3 protein-coding genes are annotated in these 1967 nt (G+C 72.6%); all 3 read right to left on the reverse strand.

Going from position 1 to position 1967, the window contains the following annotated elements:
• Positions 1-169 precede the first annotated feature (169 nt).
• Positions 170-595: a MaoC family dehydratase gene (locus tag SACSA_RS0114050; protein ID WP_019816538.1), complete on the reverse strand. Its 426-nt coding sequence runs from the start codon at positions 593-595 to the stop codon at positions 170-172.
• Complete coding sequence (locus SACSA_RS0114055) at positions 592-1035, reverse strand: MaoC family dehydratase N-terminal domain-containing protein (protein ID WP_019816539.1); 444 nt, start codon at positions 1033-1035, stop codon at positions 592-594. Before SACSA_RS0114055 ends, SACSA_RS0114050 begins: the two co-directional genes overlap by 4 nt.
• A gap of 78 nt (positions 1036-1113) precedes the next feature.
• Positions 1114-1967: S1 family peptidase (locus SACSA_RS23005; protein ID WP_019816540.1), on the reverse strand; the 854-nt coding region annotated here is incomplete at its 5' end.

A 1967-nucleotide genomic window follows, 5' to 3' on the forward strand; every position in this document is an offset into this window, starting at 1 on the left:
GCCCCGCGGCGGTGGATCGAGCCGCTCGAACCCGCGACCGGTGCCGCGGCGCTGCACCCGACCGCCCGCGGCCAGCGGGCGATGGCCGACGCCGTCCTGACCGCCCTCGGCGCCCGCTAGCCTGCATGCCGTTCCCGCGTCCCCCGGCCCCGGGCTCCGGGTGGGGCGCTCAGGGCAGGCGCACGACCGCCTGCGCCTTACCCAGGACCGTCCTGCCGTCGACGCGGGCGGTGAGATCGACGCGCGCGGTGCCGTCCTCGCGAACCTCGCCGATCGTGCCGCTGAACTCGACGAGCGTGCCGTCCTCGTCGTCGGGCACGGCCACAGGACGGGTGAATCGCACGCCGTACTCGACGAGGCGCCCGGGGTCGCCGATCCAGTCGGTGACCACGCGGCCCGCCAGCGCCATCGTCAGCATGCCGTGGGCGATGACGTCGGGGAGGCCGACGCCGGTGGCGACGCGCTCGTTCCAGTGGATCGGGTTGAAGTCCAACGACGCGCCCGCATAGCGGACGAGCTGGGCCCGGGTGACACGGGTGGACAGCGGCGGCAGCGCGTCGCCGACGTGGACCTCGTCGCTGATGGACACGGTCACTCCCCCCTCACCACGAGCTGCGCGTGGCTGGTGCAGACGTGCTCGCCGCCGGTGGTGCGGATGTCGGCCCGCACGCTGAGGAAGTCGTTGCCCGCGCGGGTGAAGACGTCGTCGATGGAGGTCGTCAGCTCGAGCTCGTCGCCCGCGTGGACCGGTCGGCTGTGGGTGAAGCGCTGGTCCCCATGCACCATGCGCGCGTAGTCCAGTCCCAGCTCGGGGTCGCTCGCGATCGCGTTGATCGAGGTGAGGTTGACGATCGTGAGGAACGTCGGCGGCGCGATCACGTCCGGGTACCCGGCCGCCTTCGCGGCCTCGGGGTCGCGGTACAGCGGGTTGTCGTCGCCGATCGCGTCGGCGAATTCCGCGATCTTGGCGCGGCCGACCTCATAGGTGCTCGTGGGCGGGTAGCTGCGCCCGATGAAACTCCGATCCAGTGCCACGCACGGGAGGTTACCCGGCCCTCGGCAGACCGCGGGGGCCGAGCCACGACGCCCGGCCCCCGCGGTGGTGTCGCCGGGTCAGTTCAGCGACACGCCGTAGGCGTTGAGCGCCTCGACCAGCGGCTGGAAGAAGGAGCTTCCGCCGCCCATCCCGGAGGTGATGCCGAGGCCGGTGCTGCCCGCGAACAGCGCCCCGCCGGAGTCACCGGAGTTGACCGACGCGGAGGTCTGCACCAGCTGGTACACCGGTCCCTGGGGGTAGTTCACCGTGACGTTCGTGGCCTGCACGGTGCCGCAGGTGAGCCCCGTGGTGCTGCCGCTCTTGCAGATCGACTGCCCGACGTAGGCGTTCGCCGCGGAGTTGATGTTCTGCACCGATCCGTTGTAGAGCGACACCGCGCCCGGTGCGCTGCCCGTGTCGTTGCGGATCAGGCCGTAGTCGTCGCCGGGGAAGCTGGCATCCAGCGACGGGCCGATGTTCCAGTTCGACACCGCGCCCGTGCAGTGGCCCGCGTCCACGACGTAGTTCTGGCCGCCGGAGCTGGCGTTGAAGCCCGCCGAGCACCGGGTGCCGCCGCCGGTGATGGCCTCGCCGCCGTAGATGGCCTTCTCGAAGCCGCCGTCGACGTGCTCGACGCGGACCGCGTCACCGAGCCCGTCGGCTGCCGCGAGCAGGTCGGCAGCCGCCGCGTCATCGGCGTCGTCGGCCACGGTGAGCACCACCTGGTTGGTCCTCGGGTCGGTGGCGATGGTGCTGTGTGTCGCACCGGAGACCGCTTCCAGCTCGGCCCGGGCGGCGTCCAGCTCCGCCGACGAGCGGGACACGACCCGGGTCGTCACGCCCGGCTCGCTCACCGCCGTGGCCGCCGCGCCCTCGACGACGTTCACCACGGGGTGGCCCGACGCGTCGAGGTACCCGCCCGCCGCGCGGT

The sequence above is a fragment of the Saccharomonospora saliphila YIM 90502 genome (assembly GCF_000383795.1).
GTDB classification, from domain to species: Bacteria; Actinomycetota; Actinomycetes; order Mycobacteriales; family Pseudonocardiaceae; genus Saccharomonospora; species Saccharomonospora saliphila.